The 16818-nt window shown below is 34.5% G+C and carries 14 protein-coding genes and 1 pseudogene; 4 read left to right on the top strand and 11 right to left on the bottom strand.

Features of this window, described 5'->3' with window-relative positions:
• The first annotated feature begins 7 nt into the window (after positions 1–7).
• Together ACYFX0_RS23050 and ACYFX0_RS23045 are read left to right on the top strand one after the other, a co-directional pair.
• Positions 8–1462: a HAMP domain-containing sensor histidine kinase gene (locus ACYFX0_RS23050; RefSeq protein WP_106082005.1), complete on the top strand. Its 1455-nt coding sequence runs from the start codon at positions 8–10 to the stop codon at positions 1460–1462.
• A gap of 145 nt (positions 1463–1607) precedes the next feature.
• The gene (locus tag ACYFX0_RS23045) at positions 1608–2120 is read left to right on the top strand and encodes a GNAT family N-acetyltransferase (RefSeq protein WP_106082004.1); all 513 of its coding nucleotides are present in this window, start codon (positions 1608–1610) and stop codon (positions 2118–2120) included.
• 32 nt (positions 2121–2152) lie between these two features.
• Here the strand turns inward: ACYFX0_RS23045 and pdxR are convergent, their stop codons facing one another.
• Entirely contained in the window at positions 2153–3553 is a 1401-nt protein-coding gene (gene pdxR / locus ACYFX0_RS23040; RefSeq protein WP_000891922.1) for a MocR-like pyridoxine biosynthesis transcription factor PdxR, read from the bottom strand.
• A 120-nt stretch (positions 3554–3673) separates the two neighbouring features.
• Here pdxR and ACYFX0_RS23035 point away from each other — a divergent pair, with 120 nt between their 5' ends.
• Together ACYFX0_RS23035 and ACYFX0_RS23030 are read left to right on the top strand one after the other, a co-directional pair.
• Positions 3674–4600 (top strand): DMT family transporter, encoded by a 927-nt coding sequence (locus ACYFX0_RS23035; RefSeq protein ID WP_001059061.1) that lies wholly within the window; start codon positions 3674–3676, stop codon positions 4598–4600.
• A gap of 195 nt (positions 4601–4795) precedes the next feature.
• On the top strand, positions 4796–5320 hold the full coding sequence (locus tag ACYFX0_RS23030; protein ID WP_106082003.1) for a DUF4871 domain-containing protein: 525 nt from the start codon (positions 4796–4798) through the stop codon (positions 5318–5320).
• 293 nt (positions 5321–5613) lie between these two features.
• Here ACYFX0_RS23030 and ACYFX0_RS23025 read toward each other — a convergent pair whose 3' ends face one another.
• From ACYFX0_RS23025 to ACYFX0_RS22980, 10 genes and pseudogenes are all read right to left on the bottom strand, one after another.
• Positions 5614–6813, bottom strand: coding sequence for an NAD(P)-dependent malic enzyme (locus ACYFX0_RS23025; protein WP_000880775.1), 1200 nt, complete (start codon positions 6811–6813; stop codon positions 5614–5616).
• 59 nt (positions 6814–6872) lie between these two features.
• On the bottom strand, positions 6873–8219 hold the full coding sequence (locus ACYFX0_RS23020) for a 2-hydroxycarboxylate transporter family protein (RefSeq protein ID WP_000512725.1): 1347 nt from the start codon (positions 8217–8219) through the stop codon (positions 6873–6875).
• 122 nt (positions 8220–8341) lie between these two features.
• Positions 8342–9049: a response regulator gene (locus ACYFX0_RS23015; protein ID WP_000598691.1), complete on the bottom strand. Its 708-nt coding sequence runs from the start codon at positions 9047–9049 to the stop codon at positions 8342–8344.
• Positions 9046–10650, bottom strand: coding sequence for a sensor histidine kinase (locus ACYFX0_RS23010; RefSeq protein WP_000746398.1), 1605 nt, complete (start codon positions 10648–10650; stop codon positions 9046–9048). Before ACYFX0_RS23010 ends, ACYFX0_RS23015 begins: the two co-directional genes overlap by 4 nt.
• Before the next feature lie 78 nt (positions 10651–10728).
• Positions 10729–11547, bottom strand: coding sequence for a methyl-accepting chemotaxis protein (locus ACYFX0_RS23005; protein ID WP_434166820.1), 819 nt, complete (start codon positions 11545–11547; stop codon positions 10729–10731).
• A 120-nt stretch (positions 11548–11667) separates the two neighbouring features.
• Positions 11668–12570, bottom strand: a pseudogene (locus ACYFX0_RS23000) (HAMP domain-containing protein); the annotation flags it as partial.
• A gap of 422 nt (positions 12571–12992) precedes the next feature.
• Positions 12993–13748, bottom strand: a complete 756-nt coding sequence (locus tag ACYFX0_RS22995) for a C39 family peptidase (protein WP_003255893.1) — start codon at positions 13746–13748, stop codon at positions 12993–12995.
• A gap of 7 nt (positions 13749–13755) precedes the next feature.
• Positions 13756–14577 (bottom strand): transporter, encoded by an 822-nt coding sequence (locus ACYFX0_RS22990; RefSeq protein WP_106103472.1) that lies wholly within the window; start codon positions 14575–14577, stop codon positions 13756–13758.
• A 232-nt stretch (positions 14578–14809) separates the two neighbouring features.
• A complete protein-coding gene (locus ACYFX0_RS22985) occupies positions 14810–16060 on the bottom strand; it encodes a sensor histidine kinase (RefSeq protein WP_012614732.1) in 1251 nt (416 codons plus the stop codon).
• Positions 16057–16728 (bottom strand): response regulator transcription factor, encoded by a 672-nt coding sequence (locus ACYFX0_RS22980; protein ID WP_001238636.1) that lies wholly within the window; start codon positions 16726–16728, stop codon positions 16057–16059. The genes ACYFX0_RS22985 and ACYFX0_RS22980 overlap by 4 nt, the downstream gene beginning before the upstream one ends.
• Positions 16729–16818 lie beyond the last annotated feature (90 nt).

Genomic DNA, 16818 nt, shown 5'->3' with positions numbered 1-16818 from the left:
TGAAAAAATGAGTAAACTTTCCCTTAAAATTGGGACATACTTTTTAATATTAGCTTTATGTATTGAAACAATTGCTTTCGTATCTTTTTATAAAAGCCTTTCAAAAATGCGTATTGTAGAGGAAACAGATGCTCTTTTAGAGAAAGGTAATCGCTATAGTAAAAAAATTAAAAGCCGCGAGAGACGGGATGAATATTATAAAGAAATGAAACACGCTGAACATAATAAAAATCCTAAACGTCCTGTGTATCCTGAGTTCGATATTACGAATGAGGCTGCACACTTAGTTGAATCGGAATCAATTTCTAACTCCGATATAGCTATCATTATTACTGACCATAACGGCAAAATTATTTCCACCTCAGAACCCGTAACAAAAGATATGCAAAAACAACTTACTTGTAAAACAGAAACTGTCCCAGACGGCGGATTGGTCGTTGAAAGAAACTGGAAAAAATCAAAGTTCATCACAACAGTAAGCCCACTTAACACAACAAAGTTTCAAGGAAAGCTATATATGCTATTAAAAACATCTTTCCTAGAAAATATGTTACTTAAACTCATGAACCAATTTCTTATCATTAGCGTTTTAACAATTATTTTAACAACAATTTCTGTCTTTGTTTTTTCACGCGTTATTACAGAACCACTTGTAAAAATGAAGAGAGCGACAGAAAAAATGTCAAAATTAAATAAACCAATTCAATTAGGTATTAAACGGAATGATGAACTCGGAAGTTTAGCAAAAACAATTGAAGATTTATCGAGTGAACTTACGTATATGAAAAAAGAGCGCAATGAATTTCTCGCTAGTGTCGCTCATGAACTATTAACTCCATTGACCTATATGAAGGGTTATGCAAAGGTAGCAAAGAGAGACTCTTTAACAAAAGAGGAGCGAGAAGAATACTTACAAATCATTGAGGATGAAACGGATAGTGTAACCGATCTCGTCCAAGATTTATTTATGCTTGTACAATTAGAACAACACCAATTTGTTATAAAAAAACAAAAAGTGCTTCTTCAGCCATTTTTAGAACGAATGGTTGAAAAAACAAAAACAACATTAACGAATAAGCAAATGCAACTTCATGTATATTGCAAAGATAATTTAGAAGTTTGTATAGACGAAAGACGTATGGAACAAGTTATGTTAAATTTATTACACAACGCTTATCAACATTCGCCAGAAAACACATCTATTACGATACGTGTACTCATGGAAACAGATTCTTTTACAATAAGTGTACAAGATGAAGGTGAAGGTATTCCTGAAGAAGATATCCCGCATATTTTTGACCGCTTTTATCGTGTCGATAAATCTAGAACACGAGCTACAGGCGGAAAAGGTATCGGGCTAGCTGTTGCAAAGGAAATTGTAGAATTGCATAACGGTTCTATTCTAGTAACAAGCCAATTAGGAGCGGGAACAAACTTTATAATCGAGCTACCTTTTGAATAATATGCGTGTGAAAACACCAGTAGTAGTAAACACTACTGGTGTTATTTTGTTCATAAAAACAGCTCATATAAGCTAAGCTTTTGAAATTATTCTTATTTCAATATAAAATAAAGGTACATTTGCAAAGATTTGGAGGGTGATATAATTGGATATCCATGTATTAACAAAAGACGAAGCAGAAATTTACTTAGAACTTCGCGTAGAAGGATTAAAGCAAAACCCTGAAGCATTCAGCTCTTCTTATGAAGATATTATTAATAAAGAGTGTGCGATTGAATATAAAGCACAAAAATTAGCACAAGATGAAAACTATACGCTAGGTGCATTTAAAGATGGAAAATTAATCGGGGTTGCAACACTGGAAACGAAACCATATGTAAAACAAGAACATAAAGCTAAAATCGGTTCTGTATATGTATCTCCAAAAGCACGTGGACTTGGAGCAGGAAAAGCACTTATTAAAGAATGTCTTGAGCTTGCTAAATCTTTAGAAGTAGAACAAGTTATGCTTGATGTTGTTGTTGGCAACAATGGAGCGAAAAAACTTTATGAATCATTAGGTTTTAAAACATTCGGTGTACAAGAACGTTCATTAAAATATAACGGACAATATTGGGACGAAGAGCATATGGTCTTATTCTTAGATGAAAATAAATAATAAAAAACATCCTCATGTTTGGAGGATGTTTTTTACTTTCTGGTAAACCATGCCGTGTGTAATAATTGAATCGCTTTCGCAATTTCTTCCTCTGATAATATCGCAAACCCAAGTAAAACTACACTCTCAGGCGCCGTACCGTCTTTATAGTACGTAGACACAGGATATATTTTGATACTATGTTTCGCAGCTTCTTGAATTAATTCTTCTTCCCGCATTCCGTTATGCACTTTTAATAAAATGTGTAATCCCGAATCTTCTCCTATCACTTCAACACGATTAGAGAAATACTTCTCTATTTCAAAAACAAGTCGATCTCTCTTCTTTCGGTAGACGACACGCATTTTATGAATATGTTTTTCCCAATAGCCTTCATTTAAAAATCTTCTAATCACTTCTTGGTCCATTCTTGAAACACTTTGTGTATAAAATAAATATTGCTGTTGATACTTTTTAATTAATTTCTTCGGCAACACCATATAGCTCATCCGTAGCGATGGCAATAATGCTTTAGATAGCGTCCCCATATAAATAACTTTCCCCTCTGTATCTAACCCTTGTAGCGCCGGTATAGGCTTTCCAGAATAGCGAAATTCACTATCATAATCATCTTCAATCATATACCTGCCCTCTTCTTTCTTTGCCCATTGTAAGAGCTGCATCCTTCTCGTAATAGGCATAATCATTCCATATGGAAACTGATGGGAAGGTGTAACAAATACAACATTCGCATTGCTATTTTCTAAATCTGCAATACAAATTCCATCTCTATCTAAAGATAACATTTGGACTCTTGCTTCTCCCTGTTCAAAAACAACCATCTTCCTATGATACCCTGGGTTTTCAACTGCATAATTGCTTCCCTTTAACAATTGAAACAATAGTTTCACTAATATTTGTGTTCCCGCTCCTAATACAATTTGACTAGCTGAACAACGCACACCTCTAGATTCATACAAATAATTCGTAATCTCTTCTCTTAAGCTCGCTTCCCCTTGAGGGTGTCCTAGAAAGAGAAGTTCGTTATTATGCGGCTGCCATACTTCATTTACAATTTTCCGATACATATTGAATGGAAAAGCATTTGTATCAATTCCTGTTTGTGTAAAGTCAAATTTATAACTCTTCTCCTGAAACGGTACTTCTTCTATTCTCTCTCCGCAATCCTCTACATGAACCATTTGCTCAATCTTGCATACAAAATAACCTTTTCTCGATATCGACTCAATATAACCTTCTGCAAGTAATTGTTCGTACGCTGCCTCTACTGTATTTTTACTTACTTGTAAATGTATCGCTAACTTTCGCTTAGCTGGTAATTTCGTAAAAGGTACAATCGATCCATCTTTAATTTCTTTTTTTATATACTCATACAATTGCACATATAATGCCTTTTTACTATTCACATTTAAATTAGGCGTTAATTCTAACATAATATCTGACCCCTTAATAAAACTAAAATCTGATACTTTTTACAGTACCAGAAGTTATATATAATTCCTTTTATCATGTCACACATAAAAAATCAAATACCGGAGAGGAGAAACATGATAATGAACAATGGTAGACGTATCGGACTTATTATGATTATTACAGGGGCTACATTATGGGGATTATCTGGTCCAATGATTCAGTGGCTATTTCAGCATACTAATGTATCCTCAATTGATTTTTTAACAATTCGCTTGTTGCTTGCAGGAATATTTATTTTGTCTTTCTTACTTACAAAGAAACAAAACATATTTCAAATTTGGAAACACCCTAGATATTCTATACAACTTATTATTTTCTCTATTCTCGGCATGCTCGGTGCACAATACGCCTTTATCGAAACGGTTCATATTAGTAACGCGGTCACAGCAACGCTATTTCAATTTCTAGGTCCTGTTCTTATTACCATGTATGTTGCATTTGAACAAAGAAAATTCCCTGCTTCTATGCAACTATTCGCAATTATAACTGCGCTAACAGGGACATACTTCATCATTACAAATGGCTCAATTGAAAATGTTGTTTTATCTAAAGAAGCTATTATTTTTGGACTATTAACAGCAATCGGATTTGCATTTTATACCCTCCATCCAGCTTCGCTTATTAAAGCATGCGGAACAACCATAGTAATTGGCTGGGGGATGTTAATCGGCGGCATCGCCCTGCTTATTTGTAATAGTTCGTTTGGATGGAGTCAGCTTTCACAAACCTTTACACCAAAAACTTTTTCTATGCTTATTCTTATCATTATAAGCGGCACTCTTTCTTTCCTTCTTTATATCGGTAGTCTGAAATATTTAGCCGCAACAGAAACAAGCATTTTATCTAGCATTGAACCCCTTGTAGCTGCCATCGTTTCAATCACTTGGCTAAATGAATCTTTTGGAACATATCAATTATTAGGCGGCGTATGTATCGTTCTGTCCGTTATTTTTTTGACGATGCCTCAAAAAGAAACCGAACCAACCTATACAACCGAACAAATATAAGGTGAAACTTTAATCAGTGTGGGTTTGTTCATCCCCCCCACAGATTATTAACCTACACCAATCGGGCTTTTACGGGATAAAAAATGTCAAAAGAGGTCGTACAAAACTTACGACCTCTTTTTATAATTTAAAGGAATTGTCCCGCCTTCTAGCAAATACAATTACACTAACAATAAAAACTAGGAGTGTGGCACCATGAAAAAAATCGGAACTATGCTACTTCTCTCCTTCCTCATCACTGGATGCACACAAGCACAACCTGATTCAAAAGTACCTAAAACAGAAGCTGTCACAACATCATCCACTCAAGTGAACGCACCTTCCTTCTTTCACCTTAGTGTTTTAAAAGATGTAAATTGGGAAGAAGCACCCTCATTCATAGACGGAAAAATACCTTTAAAAGGCATCGAAAAAAAAATCGCAATGGCTGATAGTCCTATTATCGCAAATGAACAAAATGAAATAATATGGTACTTTCTAGATTCTGAAATACCAACTGGAAAATTGTCTATTATTGCGCTAAAACAAGGATCTGTAACTCCAACACCAGTACTCTTTCAAAAAGAAACTTCCAAACAAACTTGGACTACTTCAAATACAATCGATTCTACTACAAGCGAACTCCCTCTCGCTATGTCACTACCTTCATCTGGATTATGGTTATTAAATATATATGTGAATGAAAAATATTATGATCAGTTTGTAATCACCGCTGAGTAAAGTGACAAAAATAAACCACTTTCTTACAACAATGTAATTTCTACGTCATGTACTTCGATAGTTGAATTATCTCTCTTCTCTTATACTTAAAGTAAGAAATGAAACGAGGAGAGATGAGAGATGAAAAAAATGATAGAAGTGATCGTAGCAGTAACTGAGGTTTTAGTAAATGGTAAACAAGTTGCAATGGAATTAAATAAATAGTGAAGAAACATAAATAATTCTACACTTCTTCATTATTTTGATTTCTTATCTCAAAAAAGCAGTGCCTTTTTAGGCACTGCTTTTAGCTATTAATAACTTGTTATTTTCGTAATTTGCGCCACGCCTGAATCAATAGCTGCTTTCGCTACTGCTTCTGCAACACTTGGAACAACTCTTTTATCTAATGGATTCGGGATTACATAATTCGCATTACGTTCTTCGTCCGTAATGATGTTAGCGATCCCATATGCTGCCGCTAATTTCATCTCTTCTGTAATATCAGTCGCGCGCACATCTAACGCACCGCGGAATATTCCGGGAAACGCCAATACATTATTTACTTGATTCGCATAATCCGAGCGCCCAGTTCCTACTACAGCTGCCCCAGCCTCTAATGCATCCTCAGGGAAGATTTCTGGAATTGGATTCGCCATTGCAAACACAATTGCTTTCTCATTCATCGTCTGTACAAGTTCTTTCGTTAATACGTTAGGAGCAGATACGCCAATAAAAATATCAGCTTGGTGAATCGCTTCTTTTAACGTTCCACGCACATGTTCACGATTTGTCTTTTTTGAAACTTCAATTTGCGCTTCGTTCATCCATGTTTCACCTTCACAAACAATACCTTCTAAGCTAACTAATGTAATGTACTTTGCACCAGCCTTTAATAATAATTTTCCAATTGCAATTCCTGCCGAACCCGCACCGTTAATAACGATTTTTACATTATCCATTTGTTTGCTAACAACTTTTAATGCATTAATAACAGCTGCTAAAACGACAATAGCTGTTCCATGTTGATCATCATGGAATATAGGAATATTCGTTTCTTCTTTTAATCGCTTTTCAATTTCAAAACAACGTGGTGCTGCAATATCTTCTAAATTAATCCCTGCAAATGTAGGCTCTAAATTTTTTACAAGGGTAACGATTTCATCTACATCCGTTGTGCCTAAACATAATGGGAAAGCATCTACATTCGCAAACTTCTTAAACAAAATACTTTTTCCTTCCATAACAGGCATAGCCGCTTTTGGTCCAATGTTTCCTAAACCAAGTACCGCTGTTCCATCTGAGACAACCGCCACCATATTACCACGTGCTGTATAGTCATACACCGTTTCTTCATCTGCCGCAATTGCTTTACAAGACTCCGCTACACCTGGTGTATACGTCAGGCTTAAATCATCCGCTGAATTTACCTCCACTTTACTTGTAATTTCAATTTTCCCTACTAACTCTTTATGCAATAACAATGATCTTTCATTAATTTGATTTGCTAACATACTTATAATCTCCCCTTAATTTGACAAGCTAGCTATATGAATATAGCTAGCTTGTTTAATCATGAAAACATCTTTAATAATATTGTCGCTGTTACAACCATTGCCGCTCCGCCTAAACGAGTAGAAATTTGCGCGAACGGCATTAATTCCATACGATTTGAAGCCGATAAAATAGCGACATCTCCAGTTCCACCTAAACCACTATGACATCCAGTTACAATCGCTGATTCAACTGGATACATTTTCATCACTTTCCCTACAAGAAAACCTGATGCTACCATTGTAAGAACAACCGATGCACACACAACAACATATCCTACTGAAAGAACTGCTGCTACGTCTTTTAACGGAATATATAGCAATCCTAATCCAACCATTAAAGGCCAAGTTAAATTTTTTGAAATAAATTTATATAAATGGAATGCTCCTTGCTCCATTTTCGCTGGCATTAATTTAAAGTATTTCACAAGTGCTGCTGAGAAAATCATAATGATTGCCCCAGGAATACCGATGAACTTAGAAGCAAATCCTCCGAAGATGAAGAACGTACACGCAATTAATAAACCTGCTCCCATTAATGAGAAGTCAATTGGCTTCTCTGTATTTTGTTCTTTTAATAATTCTGCTTGATTGTCCGTTTTCACTAATACACCGTTACCACTAAGCTCCGGTTTCTTCTCACCTAAACGCTTCATATACCCTGCACTTACAATTGCGAACATATTTCCAATAATAGCTGCTGGAATAAGCTGTGATACAAACGTTGCTGATGATTCATTTAAAATATCACTATAAGCTAGCGACAATGGTAAAATTCCTTCCCCGATACCACCACTCACAATTGGTACGATGATAAAGAAGAATGTCTGCTTCATTTCAAATCCAAATAGTGAACCGACCAATAATCCTACTGCTACAGAAGCTAACGTCCCTACTACTAAAGGAATAAACATACGAACGAAACCTTGTACTAACACTTTACGGTTCATTCCTAAAATACTTCCGACTACTAAACAAGAAATATATAGATATAAAAAGTTCGATTTTTTCATTAACATTGTCGCAGCTTCCATTGAAGCTGGATTCATCCAGTTAAAAAATACAAGTAATGATGGAATAAATAACGAAAGTATTGCTGGACCGCCGATATTTTTTAAAATTGGAATTCTCATCCCAATATCGCCTAAGAAAATCCCCATGATCATAATAACTGCAAATCCACCAATCATATCTGCTGGCAATTTATTATATACAGATGCCCCATAAATAATAGCAGCCAATACTACATATAACGGTAAAGGTATAACACCGATTTTTACATTCATAATTTTAGAAGCGAAAGATTCTCTTTGTACTTCATTTCCTTCAGAAAATGATACCGCTTCCACATTCTTTTGAATTCCCATATGGCACCCCCTCGTTTTCTTAATAACAATATTAAAACGCTTTCAATAGTAAAAATAGTTTTTGTAAGTTTTGTAATTGATTTTGTAATTAAAAAAAGTATAAGCGACTTATACTAAGTCGCTTATACGTAAAACTCTATTTTCTTTTGATCAACACATCTTAATTTACTTACAGGTCTTCCCACATGTTGGTACATCATTTCGTTTTCTAACACCCCAATGTCAGTCAAAAACATTACATATTTTCGAATAGAAACTCTTGAAATTCCAACTAATTGTGCCATTTCATCTGTTGTAAACACTCTTCCATTCAGCGACTCGATCTTCTGCCAAATTAATTGCAACGTTTGCTTCGTTAACCCTTTCGGAAGCTCTTTAGTGACAGTAGGCTCTCTTTTTTCTTTTTGTAAAATTAACGAATCTAATTCCGATTGACTAATTTTTTGTTGTTCTTTCATGAAAGTAAATTTTTCTCGATATATAGTTAATGCCTCTTTAAATCGTTCAAATGTAAATGGTTTAATTAAATAATCTACAACTCCATATTGTAATGCTTTTTTAATACTCCCCATATCATGTACAGCTGAAATCATCATTATATCGATTTCTTTTTCTTGGTTCCGGATATACATTAAAAGCTCAAACCCAGTCTCTTCAGGCATAAAAATATCAAGTAATACTAAATCCACTCGTGATGTCTCTAATACTTCTATCGCCGACTTTACTGAGTTAACTGCTTGAACAAGTTCAAACCCTCCTACTTGCTCTAAATAGTGCGTATTTAACATTGCTACCATCGGGTCATCTTCTACAATTAAAACTTTAATCATATTTGCCTCTCATCCCTACCTTTAGGTATTTCAATTGTTATCGTTGTTCCCTTTCCTACTAATGAATGCATATGAATTTCCCCATTTATTCGCTGTATACTTTCTTTTACAAGATACAAACCATAACCCCGGTTATCTCCCTTTGTGGAATAACCTTTCGTAAATAATTCCTCTATTTCTTTTTCTTGTATACCTTTTCCCGTATCTTGTACTGTAATAGTTAATATATCCCCATGTTGTATCTCAATTTCAACTTGCTTCTTTTCACAATTCGTCACTGCTTCTAATGCATTATCAATTAAATTTCCGACAATCGTAATAAGTTCATGAGTAATACTTTCATCATCTATTTCCGGCATATAAGAATCTTCACTTATAATTAATTTTATATTTTTCTCTCTAGCATAGCTGAGCTTACCTAGTAAAAAACCAGCAAATACTGGACTTTTTATTCTTTTCATAACTCCACCAATTTCATATTGATGCTCTGATACCATACCGCTTATATACTTCTGTAATTCTTCATACTGTTTCATATGTGTAAGCCCTAATACGACATGCATCTTATTCATAAACTCATGAGATTGTGCCCGTAATGCTTCTGCATATAGTCTAATACCAGTTAGTTCCTCTGCTAGTTTTCTAATCTCTGTTTTATCACGAAATGTTGCAATTGCACCCACTATTTCTCCTTTTACATATAAAGGAACTCGATTCGTCACAATCGTAATTCCATAAATATTTTGTTCTTCGTTTAATTGTACTTCTCCCGTTTGCAATACTTCTTTTATACGTGAATTTGGCATATACAACTCAACATCTTTACCGATAAAATTTTCTTCAAGTCCACTTTTTTTAAATAGACGTTTTGCTTCATTATTAATTAACGTTACTCTAGCCTCTTTATCTACAGCAATGATCCCCTCCTTTACAGATTGTAGCATCGTATTTCTTTCTTCAAGAATTTTTGCTATCCTGTGCGGCTCAAGACCGAATAAACTTTTCTTGATATGTCTAGCTAGCAATATTGCTCCTATAATTCCGACTAATACTCCAACTCCGACACCAATATAAATGATATGTCTACTTTCCTTAACTCTCTCTTTTACATTATCTGCTGAAATACCAACGGCCACTGCTCCAAGTTGTTCACCTGTTTCAGAAAATATTGGTACAAACACTCGCATGGAAATACCTAAAGTTCCTTCTGCTAACGATACATGTTCTTTTCCTTTCAATGCAGGCCCTTCGTCCCCACCAATGAAATGACGACCTATTTTTTGAGGATCTGGATGAGATTTTCTTATTCCATCCATGTCCATAACTACAATAAATTGAACACCTGTGTTTTTTAATATCCTATTTGTATACGTTTGGATTGCAGGAGTATCCGCTTTCCCAACCAAGCCATTGATTACAATTGAATCATTCGCCACAATGTGTGCAATTGTTTTTGCTTTCTCTGCTTGGCTATCCTCCGTCGCCCGTTCTACATTATGACTAATTAATATATCTGTCACAAGTAAAGAAAAAATTACAACTGTACAAACTAACAATGTAATCGTTTTCCACAAATTCCATAGTCTTTTTCTTTTTTTCATCCCGTTAATGACTCCCCTAATTGCTGAATAGAAAAATAAGTAAGGTGATATTATTTTCACCTTACTTATCTGCTGTTATTATACTTTAAATTTACTAGTCATCGCTTGTAGTTCTTCGGCCATCCCAGCTAAGTTTTGCGAAGCTGAACTAATTTCCTCCATTGAATTAACCTGTTCTTCTGTTGAAGCTGCAACACTTTGCATACTAGCTGTATTTTCTTCTGCAGCCGCTGCAATTTCATCAATAGCATTTGTCACTTCATTTGCATCTCCAGCAATTCTCTTCGTTGTTTCTACCATTTGATTAACTTGAGAAACAATATGTGTAGTAGAACTTAAAATTTCCGTAAAACTTACTTTCGTTTTTGTTACAACATCAAGGCCTTGTTGAACTTCTCCATTCACATTATCCATTGCCTTAACAGTATGTTCAATATCCGCCTTAATTTCTGCAATTAAATTTGCAATCTCTCCAGATGACTCTCCTGATTGCTCTGCTAATTTTCTAACCTCATCTGCTACAATAGCAAATCCTCGACCCTGTTCACCTGCTCTTGCTGCTTCAATAGCCGCATTTAAAGCTAATAAGTTCGTTTGAGTAGCTATGTTTTGAATTGCTTCAGAAATAGCTCCTACTTGCTTTGATTTCTCATCAAGAAGTTTAATAATAGCATCTGACTCGGATACCGACCTAGAAATAGACTGCATTTGTTTTGCAGTTTGTTCAACTAAATCTTCTCCCTCTTCAGCTCTTTCTCTCGCATGTAATGAGGAAATAGAAATTGACTCTGCGCTTCCGGTTACATCTTGAATTGCTGTATTTACTTGTTGTAATGTAGCCGCACCTTCTTCAACACCTTGACTTTGTGATTCAGCCCCACCTGATACTTGTTCCATTGCAATTGTAATTTGATCTGTCGCATCATTTGCTTGCTGTACGCTCGCTGTTAACTCCTCAGCCGATGCCGCGACATGTTCTGCTGAAAAGCTAATTTGGGTAATAACATCTTGTAAAGACGTAGACATTTCATTAAATGAAGTCCCTAATTTCCCTATGTCATCCTTAGAATGGATTGTAATTTTCTCTGTTAAATCTCCCTTACTAATTTTATATGCTGATTCAGCTATTTTTCGTAATGGCCCTGTAATAGACCTTGTAATGAAATAAATTAATACACTACCAAATGCAATAGCGATAGCAATAACAATTAAAGTCTTATAAAACACTGGACTGGCAGCTTGGGTAATTTCTTCATCGAACATAACTCCAACTACTTTCCAGCCGGTTTTTTCATTTGTTGCAAAGATTAAATTCTTTTTATCATCTTGTTCTGTATAAGACACATTTCCTTGTTTATCTTCATAAATTGGTTTAACCCAAGGATCAGTAACTTTCGCACCTGGTTTTCTAGATGGATGACTAACAATTTGCTTATTTTGATCTAAAATAACTGCATAACCTTTTTCACCAATGTTAATCATTTTGGAAATTTTTAAGATGTTATCTAAATTTAAGTTAATTCCTATAACACCTTTACCATCTTTTACTTCTTTCGCAATGGTCACTACCATATTTTTTGTAGATGCTGATTGATATGGTGCAGTAACAATTACTTTCCCTTTATTTTCATGTGCTTCTTTATACCAAGATCTATCTGTTGGATTATACCCATCAGCCATTTGGATAAATGGTTCTCTTATAAACTTTCCCGTCTGCGTTCCAATATAAATACCTTCTACTTCTGGATGAAGCTTTATATATTGTGCTAACTTCGTTCTCACTATCTCTTCTTGTCCATTTGGATATGTATCCTCTGTTAAGATGTCTGCAAAATACGTCGCATCAACAAATTTCTCTTCTATATTTTGAGAAATAACAGTATTTAAAACTGAAATATTCTCCTTTGCTTTATCTGTCATTTGATGTTCAAAATTTGTTTTGGCAGTTTGATATGAAACACCACCGATAATAATTCCTGGTATAGTTAAAATAATAAAAAATGAAATGATTAATTTTTTCTTGATACTCATACATTTAACCCAGTTAAATATTTTTTGCATAATAAGCCTCCTTTATGTAATGTGGATACTTGTGTCATTTTATACAATTAACATACATAAAACAATATATAATGATAACATGTAAATTTTTCGTCAATTATGCATTTTTCCATATTCACTCCTTAATAAGGATTTTAATCATAAAAATAAGAGAACTTTAGCATTATATATACTAAAGTTCTCTTATTTTTCAACAGCTTCTACTCTAAAAAATTTCTCTTATAATCTTCAATCTCTATCCTTCGCCTTATAGTCATCTTACTAAAACTCTTCATCCTAATTTATTTGGAGCTCTTTACATAACTAATTGCCTGACTCCCCATTTGCACCCATGCCTGTTCAAAGCTTTCTCTCGGTACTTTTACATCTAAGCTATCCTCAAGTGGATCTCGAATATATACAGATTCCTGATCATACCCAATAAGTACAATACAATGTTCATTATACGTAATAGAAACATCTCCACTATTTGTTTCCCATGTAGTAAATTCATCTTCATCTAATGGTGCAAATGTTGCATTCGTAATCATGACTACCGGTTTCCCTGCTTTTACACTCTTATAAATCTCTTCTATATTCTTCCCAGTTAAGTCTACAGCTTTATTAGGTAAATATTTTTCTGCTAACTGAAAAAGTGGCCCATGATATACACCATATCCTGATTCAGAGAATGTATAAATATTACCTACAAATCCTTCATTCGGATTCCCGCGCACACCATCGTCTATAAAATCAACTTTTTTTATTTCATTTGCTAATGTCATCTTATCCACTGAAACACCAGCGTATTGTAACATCATTGCTAAACTTGTCACTTCACAGCCTCTATCCAATTCTGGTAACTGCTGAATTAATGGAACATTTGATAAGATGACTTTTTCATCGTTATTACTAAACTCCGTTTCTTTTCCTCTTTGTATATTTGAGAATGTAAACTTCTCTACATACTTTGGAATTCCATTTGTATATACACTCCATATTGCTGCACCTAGTAAAGCTGTACATATATACCACTTCAATTTTCTTATCACTTTCACGCCCTTATTAATTCGTTAAATAAGAATAAAATGCGTCAGCATCCGTTCTAATCATCGGTACAAAATTTAGTTCTTTTCCTTTTTCAGGCTGATCTTTTTTTATCTTTTCCGCTAACTCTTGAATATTCATATTCATTTTATCCATATTAAGCTCATCTGCCATTTGTAGCACCTTTTGTTCATTAATTTCTTTTAATATTTGATATATATCTTTACCGTACAAATCAATATGATATTTTTTTGCTTCTTCCTGTACTTTTTGTTCGTACACTTCTTGTGCTAACTCTTCAATTTCTTTTCCTTTTTGAGAAATGTCTAACTTTCCTGCTTCTTCTCTTACTTTCGTTCCGTAGATTTCTTCCGCGATGTCTTCAATTTCTTTTCCATCTGTAGAAATGCCTAATTTATCTGCTTCATATTTAATTTTAATCGTATTAATTTGAGTAATTAAATCTACAATTGATGTATTCTCTATAGATATACCTAGCTTTAACGCTTCTTGCTTTACTTTTGTTTCATAGATTTCTTCTGACAGCGTCCCAACATCTTTTCCTTCAATCGAAATACCTAACTGCTCTGCTTCCCTTCCTACTTCTGTTTCATGAATTTCTTTTTCTAATGTAATTTGTTCTTTTCCTTCCGTTTCAATACCTAGTTCCTCTGCTTTTTCTTCTGTATGCACTGCATGTATCTTACCATTGTTCAATTGTTCTTTACTGCGCTGCGTGTAATCTGTCTTTCCTTTTTGTGTTTCAGAAGGAGAGGCACCCCCTAATATGCTTAAACTCATTACTCCAATAGTGAATACCGTCATCATTTTCTTTTTCAAAATTAATTCCTCCCTCTTACACTTTCTTTTTCAGCATTCCCATAATTTTTTTAATACTATACATACATCTCATCGCTGCTTGAGATAACATTATGATTGATAAAATCCACTCACATACACCTAGTCTCTTCTTCATGTAACGAACGTTCTTTATGCCATACATAATATAAATAGTTTCTTAACTTTCCCTTAAAAAAAAGACGACCTTGTAAAAACAAGATCGTCTTCTTACTTATATTTTTTGATTTTTAGGGAAAATCACTTCAAAACAAGTGCCATTTCCCCATCTGCTCTCTACTGATATTTTTCCATAATGCTTTTCTACAATCCAATTTGCGATTGAAAGACCTAATCCAGCTCCTTCTGACGTACTTCTTGCTTTATCCCCTTGATAAAAACGATCAAATAATTTCGGAATATCTTCTTCTTTCACTCCTATCCCGTCATCCTTCACCTGTATACGAATTGAACTACTCGTTTGCGTACAATCTATTTGAATATGCCCACCTTCGTTTGTATACTTCATCGCATTATCTAACAGTATGACCATCATTTGATGAATCCGCTCTCTATCCCCCATAAAAGATACACCACGTTCTACTTTTAGTATCATTTCTTTTTCCTGATAAGAAGCAATCTCTTTATATGGAGCTACTATTTCTTCTAACAATTTATCAAGTTCAAATGTTTTCTTATCCATCTCAATTTGATTAGAATCAGAACGTGCTAGCAATAATAAATTACTAACGAGTTTCGATAACCGCCTACATTCTTTTGAAATTGTAGAAATATCCATCGCTTTTTCTTCTATCGTAGCGGATGGTGATTGGAATAACACATCCGTTTTTGATTGAATAACTGCAAGCGGTGTCCTTAGTTCATGTGATGCATCAGAAACGAATTGCTGCTGTTTCTCCCATGAATTTTGAATAGGTACAAGTGCTCTGCCAGCTAGGAAAAAGCCGATACCTATCGCACAGAGGCTTCCTATGCTACAACCTATAACGAGGATTAAAAATAAAGTATTTAACATTCTTTCTTCCGCTGTTATATCTCGCACGATTTGAACTATTTCTCCATCTTTTTGAAGCGAAAATGCTCTAAAATATCGTCCTTGTACTTCAATATCTTGTAACTCCCCTAATTTTTTTGGAGAAAACTTTTCCAAATTCTCTTCAAAAATAGAACGGAATTTACGGTTATCGCCCTCTATTTTCACTATTTTCCCATTCCAAGTTATTCTAGTTACTCGCGGATCTCCAATCTGGATATTCTCTATGCGTTTTCTTGGTGGTATTTTAACATCTAATTTTTCTCTATACTGAGCCATCATTTTTATAGATTGATCCACTTCATTATAAATACGCTTATATGTGTATGAATAAATAATACTGCCTAATATACCTATTAATAGGATAAATACTAATGAATTCACTATAGTCAAACGAATGCGTGTCTTTTGAAACATACTTCCTTTTCTCATTGTTCTTTTAATATATATCCAATACCTCGAACGGTTTGAATATCTTTCTGATAACCGAATGGCTCTAATTTTTTACGTAAATGATGCACATACACTTCTACAATCGCTACTGTCGTATCTGAATCAAATCCCCAAACACGATCAAAAATTTGTTCACGCATTAAAATCTTCCCGCTATTTTGAATGAGATACTCTAGTAGCTCATATTGTTTCAATGTCAACTTAATACCTTGTCCATCTACTTGAACGTCTTTATCTTTTCCGAACAATTCAATCCCTTTATAGCGAATCGTTTGCTGCGTTGTTAAACTACCACTTCTGCGTAGTAAAGCGCGAATTCTCGCTTTTAATTCAGGGGCCTGAAATGGCTTAACGATATAGTCATCTCCACCAAAGTCCAATCCCTTCACCCGATCTTCTAAAGAATCTCTCGCTGTCAAAAACAGGACTGGTGTTTCAATCTTTTCATCACGTATTTTTTGAATCACTTCAAATCCGTCCATCCCTGGCATCATCACATCCAACAAAATTGCATCATATATATTTTGAAGCGCTAAAAACAATCCATCTTCTCCATTCAATGCTGTATCCACTTCAAATTCATCACGCAAAATTTGTACGATAGATTCTAATAACGAAGTATTATCTTCTACTACAAGTAAGCGCATGCTCTCACCTTCCATCAAATAGTTCAATTCTATTTATTATTACATTTCTTCTCTTCATAACAAAAGAATGTAGTTATATTACGTAATTTC

Source organism: Bacillus sp. NEAU-Y102 (genome assembly GCF_054788175.1).
Note: the sequence above shows the minus strand (reverse complement) of the source record. Positions and strands in the feature narration are given on the sequence as shown.

What these genes read in the sequence shown, in the direction of transcription:
- ACYFX0_RS23015 (WP_000598691.1), bottom strand. Translation starts at nt 9,049, where the DNA reads ATGATTAAAGTTTTAATTGTAGAAGATGACCCGATGGTAGCAATGTTA.
- ACYFX0_RS23035 (WP_001059061.1), top strand. Translation starts at nt 3,674, where the DNA reads ATGAACAATGGTAGACGTATCGGACTTATTATGATTATTACAGGGGCT.
- ACYFX0_RS23005 (WP_434166820.1), bottom strand. Translation starts at nt 11,547, where the DNA reads ATGGAACAAGTATCAGGTGGGGCTGAATCACAAAGTCAAGGTGTTGAA.
- ACYFX0_RS23020 (WP_000512725.1), bottom strand. Translation starts at nt 8,219, where the DNA reads ATGGGAATTCAAAAGAATGTGGAAGCGGTATCATTTTCTGAAGGAAAT.
- ACYFX0_RS23025 (WP_000880775.1), bottom strand. Translation starts at nt 6,813, where the DNA reads ATGTTAGCAAATCAAATTAATGAAAGATCATTGTTATTGCATAAAGAG.
- ACYFX0_RS22980 (WP_001238636.1), bottom strand. Translation starts at nt 16,728, where the DNA reads ATGCGCTTACTTGTAGTAGAAGATAATACTTCGTTATTAGAATCTATC.
- pdxR (WP_000891922.1), bottom strand. Translation starts at nt 3,553, where the DNA reads ATGTTAGAATTAACGCCTAATTTAAATGTGAATAGTAAAAAGGCATTA.
- ACYFX0_RS23030 (WP_106082003.1), top strand. Translation starts at nt 4,796, where the DNA reads ATGAAAAAAATCGGAACTATGCTACTTCTCTCCTTCCTCATCACTGGA.
- ACYFX0_RS23010 (WP_000746398.1), bottom strand. Translation starts at nt 10,650, where the DNA reads ATGAAAAAAAGAAAAAGACTATGGAATTTGTGGAAAACGATTACATTG.
- ACYFX0_RS23050 (WP_106082005.1), top strand. Translation starts at nt 8, where the DNA reads ATGAGTAAACTTTCCCTTAAAATTGGGACATACTTTTTAATATTAGCT.
- ACYFX0_RS22985 (WP_012614732.1), bottom strand. Translation starts at nt 16,060, where the DNA reads ATGAGAAAAGGAAGTATGTTTCAAAAGACACGCATTCGTTTGACTATA.